Source organism: Bacillota bacterium (assembly GCA_013314855.1).
Lineage (GTDB): Bacteria > Bacillota > Clostridia > Acetivibrionales > DUMC01 > Ch48.
This window is the reverse complement of sequence record JABUEW010000163.1, coordinates 1-7,572: the sequence shown is the minus strand read 5'-3', so window position 1 is coordinate 7,572 and position 7,572 is coordinate 1. Positions and strand designations below refer to the sequence as shown.

The following is a 7,572-nucleotide window of genomic DNA, read 5'->3' as shown; positions in this document are numbered from 1 at the left end:
GGTTATAGTGTTATCCGATGACTTAAACGTATGGTTAAATTTATGTAATATTATTATATAATTGGATAAAATTACTAACGCAGCCACTATTAATGGATAAGAATAAAATTTTCATGCTTCAGCTCTGAATATTTTATAAAATTCTTGAATTTTGCTAAGTTTTATGCTAAGATTAAATTGGGGGGATTTGGTTAATATTTATTTTATTATATGTGGCAGTATTGCAGTATTAAAGTATAATACAATATTATAGTGCCAATAATTCATACTATTATATTATATTATTATATTAAATATTAAAAATTTATTAAATTTACTTTATAATAATGCTTGTTATTTTATTAACAGAAAGGGGTTTACTAGAATGAATTCAAACAAAAAGTTGCAAGAATGGGTAAATGATATGGCAAAAATGTGTAAGCCAGACAAAATTCACTGGTGTGACGGTTCAAAAGAAGAATATAACCGTCTCCTTAATGAAATGGTTGCTTCAGGTGCAGCAACACCTTTGAATTCTGAAAAACGTCCCGGTTGTTACCTTTTCAGGAGCGACCCTTCAGATGTCGCCCGCGTGGAAGACAGGACGTTTATATCCTCCAGAAAGCAGGAAGACGCAGGTCCAACTAATAACTGGATAGACCCTGTTGAACTAAAAAAGATTATGACAGAACTATATGATGGTTGTATGAAGGGCAGAACCATGTATGTCATACCTTTCTCAATGGGACCTATCGGCTCTCCAATTTCAAAGATCGGAATCCAGCTTACAGACAGTCCTTATGTTGTAGTCAATATGCGTATTATGACACGCATGGGCCAAGGGGTCCTGGATGCCCTTGGCGAAGACGGTGAATTTGTTCCATGTCTCCATTCCATAGGTGCACCGCTTGCCGAAGGACAAGAGGATGTACCTTGGCCGTGTGCTCCCATGGAGAAAAAGTATATAAGCCATTTCCCTGAAGAGAGGACTATTTGGTCATACGGCTCAGGATATGGAGGAAATGCCCTTTTAGGGAAGAAGTGTTTTGCTCTGCGTATTGCTTCCGTAATGGCCCGTGACGAGGGCTGGCTGGCTGAACATATGCTTATTTTAGCAATCACTAATCCAAAAGGAGAACGTAAATACATTGCAGCAGCTTTCCCAAGTGCCTGTGGGAAAACAAACCTGGCAATGATGGTCCCCACAATACCTGGGTGGAAAGTTGAAACTATAGGTGATGATATTGCATGGATGAAGTTTGGCAAAGACGGAAGGCTATATGCTATTAACCCGGAGGCTGGTTTCTTTGGCGTTGCGCCTGGTACGTCAATGGATTCCAATCCCAATGCAATGAAGACTATTACGAAAAACACTATATTTACTAATGCTGCTTTAACTGACGACGGAGATATATGGTGGGAAGGCATAGGTTATGATGCTCCGGATCATTTGATTGATTGGAGAGGAAAGGATTGGTATCCTGGTTCCGAAACAACCGCTGCTCATCCAAATGCGCGTTTCACAGCACCTGCAAGTCAATGTCCTTCGATAGCACCAGAATGGGAAGATCCCAAAGGTGTTCCTATTTCAGCATTTTTAATAGGTGGACGCAGGCCTACCACAGTACCTCTTGTGCATCAGAGCTTTGACTGGAACCACGGCGTATTCTTGGGTTCCATTATGGGTTCCGAAATAACGGCGGCAGCAATATCGGATAATATCGGTAAGGTCCGCCGTGACCCGTTCGCCATGTTGCCCTTCTGCGGGTACCATATATGCGATTACCTGCAGCACTGGATTAATATCGGGAAAAAGGTTGATCCCGAAAAACTCCCGAAAATTTTCTATGTAAACTGGTTCCGTAAAGACCAAAACGGCAGATGGTTGTGGCCAGGTTTTGGCGAAAACAGCCGCGTTCTTAAATGGGTTATTGAGAGAGTATCCGGCGAAGGAAAGGCAGTAAAAACTCCTATCGGTTATATGCCGACGGTTGATGCCATTGATACAACAGGACTTAATATAAGCAGCAGCGACATGCAGGAACTTCTTAAAGTTGACAAGGAAGGCTGGTTAAAGGAAGTCGCTTCAATTCGCCAATATTATGCTACATTTGGAGACAAGCTTCCAAGGGAAATGGCAAATCAGCTGGATGCGCTTGAAAGAAGGCTTCGCGAATAGTAATCATTTATTTAAAATTATTGAATAAATTATTGAGTGAAATTAATAACAAAAGAAGCAGCTTAAGGTAAAACAAGGCTGCTTCTTTTGTCATTTTAACTTAAATTGTTGGTTTCGGATTCGATCGTTTTAAAATCCCACCATAATTTATTGAAAAATAAAAACATAATTTATTGAAAAAATAAAAAATAGTAATATAATATTTTTATATAGAATTCTATTTAATAATAGTTTAGACATAAAGAAAGTAAAATATTATGTCGTTTTTCCAACTGACTTAAGCTTGAAGTATCGTTATCAGAAATTCAGAAGGAGGTTTTAGTTTTTAGATAGTGTTATGGGACGAATAAAATTCAATAATCATTAGCATTAAGCCGGGATAGGAGGGAAAAAGTGCATAAAAGAAATAAAGAGAATTGTTTTGGTATTCTAATTGCCGTAATTTTTCTTTCTTTTTTTCTGTACGCATGTCAGGCAAATAATGTGAAGATAACCTTTATTCTAAAAAAAGGTAATACAAATAACAGTTCAATTGTATCTTCAAAAGAAAATACCGAAGAAGTCATGTCAATTCCAATCTTGGTTTATCACCACCTTCTGCCTGACAAAGAAAACTTTTTTGGCAATAATGCTTTTATAGTATCTACAGATAATTTTGAAAAACAAATGCAGCTACTTAAAGAAAATAACTATAACACTATTTCCTTAAACCAGCTTAAGGCTTATCTTAAAGGAGAAACAACCCTTACAGGCAAAAACGTCTTAATTACATTTGATGATGGCTATAAAAGCACTTTTGTATATGCATACCCTATAATGAAAAAGTATTTATTACATGGGGTTATTTTTGTTGTAAGCGGATGGATACAAAACAACCGTGCACCTTTTAATCCGAAAATGCTTCAGATTCTTGATTGGGCCGATATTGAAGCTAGCATGGATGTTTTTGAATATGCAAGCCACACTCATAATTTGCACTGGAAGAACGGAAATAATGAGAGCCTTCTTATTTCCTCGCCTGAAGAAACAGTATATGATGATTTCTTAAAAAGCAAGGAAATGCTGAAAACCGGAAGCATCGCATACCCTTATGGTGAGTATTCTGAAGCAACTTTGCTAGTATTAAGAAAACTGGAGTATGAAATGGGCTTTACAATTAATGAAGGAGATGTAAAGCCGGGAGATGACATATACCGGTTGAAAAGGCACGTTATATACAGGGACACCTCACTGGAAGAGTTTAAAAAAATAATAGGCCTGAAATAGTCCGTTAAATCTGTGTCAAACAATATTTTTAATTAGCAGAACACACTCGTGTCCGCTTTCTACTGCTCCACTTCCGATAAAATAACTTTTCTCACGGTATTCTTTTTAATTTTTGTTCATATAAGGAAGGATAGTTTTTATAAGCTTCTTAATTAACTCTAATTCTTTAGGAGAACATTTGTTAAGCAGATTATATATTTCTTTATTCTTATTACAGTCATATGTACCATAGACATTGTGCATCTCATTCACAAAATAGGCATTATCAGAAGTTTTCCCGAAAATACCAAAAATAAGGTAATCTAAAGAAACATGCAAACAATTAGCGACTTTAACCAGGACAGGAAGACTCATTTGCCTTTCTCCCCGTTCCAATTGCCCCACATAGTAGTCTGAAAGGTCTATTATTTCCGCAAATTCTTGCCTTGAAAGACCAAGTTTTTCTCTTTCTTTCCGTATTCGTTGCCCAACTGCTTTATTATCTATTTCTGTTTTATTTCCCATACTATTCACTCTCCATACTATTCACTCTCTACTTTAAAATACTTTATCGAACTTTAAGCTATATCTGAATTTGCAATATGTATATATTTATTATTTGCAATATGCCAATAAATATTGTAAAATTGTATGTAGTTAATAAGGGGGTACGGAGTGAGTATAGAAAATAAAATAAAAATAGCAAGAAATATACTTAATAATGCAGCCAGAATGAATATGCGCAAAGAAATTCTACTGAAAATAAGTCAAAAAATGGATAAATATATTGTTGAGTATTATCATAAAAATTTAGGCTTAAGAGGTGATACAGGTGAAAAAGAAAATGTATGAATATGCTTCTGTTATTTTAGTACCAGGTGGGCTAATATTATGGTTTATCACATTTTTTATAGATAGGTGGTACAATTATAATCATGTTTTGGTATGGATGCCTTTTTTAATAATCTATATAATATCTAGTATGTTCTGTGGTATTATGATTAAAAAGCTGTATCAACAGGCTCACACTGATATGCTAACCGGTCTGTGCAGCAGGAGATATTTTTATAAAAAACTATCAGGAATGAAAGCAAAATCACCGGTTTCATTAGTTTTGATTGATATAGATAATTTTAAAAGCATAAATGACACATACGGGCATAGAATAGGTGACCAGGTACTACGGCAATTCGCCGATATTTTGCAAAACATTACAAGGAGAAATGATATAATTGCTCGATGGGGAGGGGAAGAATTTGCGGTAATCCTTTTCCAAACTGAAGACAAAGAGGCTTTCAAGATTGCCGATAGAATAAGAAGAGAAGTACAAGAACATATTTTTTCTTATAAAGAAATCACTTTCAACATTACCGTAAGCATTGGTATAGCCTCGACAAAAGCAGGAGCAAATATTGATATAGAGCAATTCTTTAAAATTGCCGATAAAGCCCTTTATAAAGCAAAAGAAAAAAAGAATTATGTCATGGTTGCGGAAGGATAAAACATTTAAGGTTTACTTTTCAATACACAGGTATTAAGCCCCGGCTGTCACCGGTGATGCAACGTCCGCCTTCGGGCGTGACTACAAATGTATTTTCAATTCCTACCATGCCTATATCTTTGAACCCCTTTTTAGGTTCAATAGCAAAAACCATTCCTTCCTGCAACGGTTCTGAAAAACCTTCTGCAATTACAGGAAGCTCATCAATCAACAAACCGATCCCATGGCCTAAGAACTTTACTTGGCGGTTCCCGAATCCCATAAAATTCTCTAAAAAATCCGGGCTCAGTTTATTCATTATGGTGTTATATATCCGGGCCGGGACCTCGCCTGGTTTCAACATGGCGGCAATTTCATACTGTATATCTACACATTTCTTATGGACGTCAATCACTTTAGCAGGAAGGGGTTTACCAAACATATATGTCATGGTTTTGTCGGTATGGTAGCCCTCCACCCCACATCCTATGTCAATGAAAACCAAATCGCCTTTTTTGAGTTTGCGTTCACGGCTCCCCAATATCGGTACGGCAGGGCTCATGCCGTAATTACCGCCAGGCCCGTTAAAATAGGTGGGATAAATTGAACTTTCTCCAAAACATATATGGCCTATTCCCATTTCTGTATCAAACATACCAAAGCGCGATACTCCATGGTGGCCTTCTGCAACCATTATTGAAAAGAGCTGGACGGCAAGCTCCAATTCACTCATCCCTTCTTTCAGTATCCCCGGTACAATATCGTCCAGTATGCGTCTATGGATACTACCCGACTGTTCCATTAAGGACAGTTCATACTTGCTTTTTACGGCTCTCACTGAAGCAACCTGTGCATCAAGGGGTTTTACTTCTTTAAAAGGAAAATACTTTTGGAACCGTTGGTACAGGGCAATAGGCACCACTTCGGTTTCTATGTATACTGTTTCGGGAAAATTATTAGCATTAATTGCCTTTCCGTTTAAAGCATCGCGGAAACTGTTCATTGGCTTTATTCTGGGAAATTGGGATTCATCCAGAGCCCGTTCATAGCTCCGTCTAACCCAATATGTAGCTTCATCATCACGGGGAATAAACAACATTCCGTCCTGCATTGTACCGGTAAAGTAATAAAGGTTTACCTTGCTGAAAATAACAGCTATTTCCCAGTCAGGGTTTGCCGCCCCCATTGCCTTTCTGAAGCGGTCCATACGCGTTTGCAATTCATATAAAGGTACTTGCTTTGTCATATTTATATTTACTCCTTCTCTTCCTATAAACATAATCTCACCACCACATTAAGTGAAACTCACATATTTCACGTTATTTTTATTGAAATACTGTCCTTCTTGGAATATATGGTTAAAACCGCAATGGCCTCGTCAATACCGGCGCTGCCGTCTATAGCATAAGGGTTGAACGGGAAAGATGGGGCGGTGATTCTGTAATCTTCCGACTTTTTCAGTGGTATATAAATAAGCATATGCCAATACGGCATCCTGCAGGGTTACTGCCCAGCCACCATTTTCAAGGAAACGCCCACTTTTACTATCAAAGGTATTGAGATAATTAGTAGCAGATTTAACTAATGCATCAAAAAAGTATTTCCTTATTTGACATAACATAAAAATCCTCCTCCTGTCCAAAAGGCACTATTTGACTTTACATATTTGCCTCTTTCAAACCCTTCTCATATGCTGCGACTATTCTGTCTGCAAGGTTATTAAATTCTTCGTCCACAGTACACCTATCAGGGTTTGACTCATACCATTCAATAGATTCTTTTATCCCCTCCGAGAAAGGTACAGTTGCAGTAAAACCAGGCACAAAACGCTTTATTTTACTATTATCAAACACTACACTCACAGCCTTATCACCCAGCAGTCCCCCGATGTGTTCCGGTGAAAAAGCACCTATAAACTCTGATGGAATATGTATGATATTTGGTTCCGCACCCGCTGCCTTTCCAATTATCTTTATAACCTGGTCCCAGGTTAGGACCTCATCCGATGTAATATGGAAAGCATGCCCTATAGCTTGTACATTCCCGATTAATCCAATAAAACCTTTTGCAAAATCCGTGTTGTGCGTAAGGGTCCAAAGGGAAGTGCCATCACCGGGTACTATGATTTTTTTACCTTTTCTTAAACGGTCAATAAGCGTCCACCTATGTTCACGGCTGTTAAATATATATGGTATTGTGGTCTTCCCATAAGTATACGAAGGACGTATAATTGTAATAGGGAATCCACTCTTGCGGTATTCTTCCATCAGACGTTGTTCACATGCAATCTTATCCCTTGCATACTGCCAGTAAGGATTGGCCAGCGGAGTTGATTCGTCAACCAGGTAATGGGTCGGGGGTTTCTGGTAAGCTGATGCTGAACTAATAAATATGTACTGGCCGGTTTTCCCTCTAAAAAGATTAATATCTGCTTCGATGTGGTCTGGAGTAAACGCCACCCAATCAACCACAACATCAAACTTGTAATTCTTCAATATTTTACGGGTGTTTTCAATATCCCTGATATCGCCTTTGATTAGTGTAGCCCCTCCAGGGAAGAATTCCTCCCGGTTTCCGCGGTTTAAGAGAAATAAATCAATACCTTTTTTTACTGCAAGTTCCGATACAGCAGCACTTATAGTACCTGTTCCGCCAATAAACAATACTTTCATTCACATCACACCTTTCA

Annotated in this window: 8 protein-coding genes; 4 read left to right on the top strand and 4 right to left on the bottom strand. The window is 37.9% G+C overall.

The window, feature by feature from the left end:
- Positions 1–364: 364 nt before the first annotated feature.
- Together HPY74_18745 and HPY74_18740 are read left to right on the top strand one after the other, a co-directional pair.
- Positions 365–2,158, top strand: a complete 1,794-nt coding sequence (locus HPY74_18745) for a phosphoenolpyruvate carboxykinase (GTP) (GenBank protein NSW92656.1) — start codon at positions 365–367, stop codon at positions 2,156–2,158.
- Between the two features lie 393 nt (positions 2,159–2,551).
- Positions 2,552–3,424, top strand: coding sequence for a polysaccharide deacetylase family protein (locus tag HPY74_18740; GenBank protein NSW92655.1), 873 nt, complete (start codon positions 2,552–2,554; stop codon positions 3,422–3,424).
- A gap of 105 nt (positions 3,425–3,529) precedes the next feature.
- On the opposite strand, the gene HPY74_18735 is transcribed toward HPY74_18740, so the two are convergent.
- Complete coding sequence (locus HPY74_18735; GenBank protein NSW92654.1) at positions 3,530–3,928, bottom strand: helix-turn-helix transcriptional regulator; 399 nt, start codon at positions 3,926–3,928, stop codon at positions 3,530–3,532.
- A gap of 150 nt (positions 3,929–4,078) precedes the next feature.
- On the opposite strand from HPY74_18735, the gene HPY74_18730 reads away from it, so the two are divergent.
- Positions 4,079–4,255: an aspartyl-phosphate phosphatase Spo0E family protein gene (locus HPY74_18730; protein NSW92653.1), complete on the top strand. Its 177-nt coding sequence runs from the start codon at positions 4,079–4,081 to the stop codon at positions 4,253–4,255.
- Positions 4,236–4,904 (top strand): GGDEF domain-containing protein, encoded by a 669-nt coding sequence (locus tag HPY74_18725; GenBank protein ID NSW92652.1) that lies wholly within the window; start codon positions 4,236–4,238, stop codon positions 4,902–4,904. The genes HPY74_18730 and HPY74_18725 overlap by 20 nt, the downstream gene beginning before the upstream one ends.
- Before the next feature lie 19 nt (positions 4,905–4,923).
- Here the strand turns inward: HPY74_18725 and HPY74_18720 are convergent, their stop codons facing one another.
- The 3 genes from HPY74_18720 to HPY74_18710 form a co-directional block, all read right to left on the bottom strand.
- Positions 4,924–6,129 carry an aminopeptidase P family protein gene (locus HPY74_18720; protein NSW92651.1) on the bottom strand — a complete coding sequence of 402 codons (1,206 nt, stop codon included), beginning with the start codon at positions 6,127–6,129 and terminating at the stop codon, positions 4,924–4,926.
- Between the two features lie 68 nt (positions 6,130–6,197).
- Positions 6,198–6,362, bottom strand: coding sequence for a hypothetical protein (locus HPY74_18715; protein ID NSW92650.1), 165 nt, complete (start codon positions 6,360–6,362; stop codon positions 6,198–6,200).
- A gap of 179 nt (positions 6,363–6,541) precedes the next feature.
- Complete coding sequence (locus HPY74_18710; GenBank protein NSW92649.1) at positions 6,542–7,555, bottom strand: SDR family oxidoreductase; 1,014 nt, start codon at positions 7,553–7,555, stop codon at positions 6,542–6,544.
- Between the last annotated feature and the right edge of the window lie 17 nt (positions 7,556–7,572).

Bases quoted from the DNA above. Each gene is read 5' to 3' on its own strand.
- HPY74_18745 (NSW92656.1), top strand. From the start codon at position 365: ATGAATTCAAACAAAAAGTTGCAAGAATGGGTAAATGATATGGCAAAA.
- HPY74_18735 (NSW92654.1), bottom strand. From the start codon at position 3,928: ATGGGAAATAAAACAGAAATAGATAATAAAGCAGTTGGGCAACGAATA.
- HPY74_18720 (NSW92651.1), bottom strand. From the start codon at position 6,129: ATGACAAAGCAAGTACCTTTATATGAATTGCAAACGCGTATGGACCGC.
- HPY74_18715 (NSW92650.1), bottom strand. From the start codon at position 6,362: ATGCTTATTTATATACCACTGAAAAAGTCGGAAGATTACAGAATCACC.
- HPY74_18710 (NSW92649.1), bottom strand. From the start codon at position 7,555: ATGAAAGTATTGTTTATTGGCGGAACAGGTACTATAAGTGCTGCTGTA.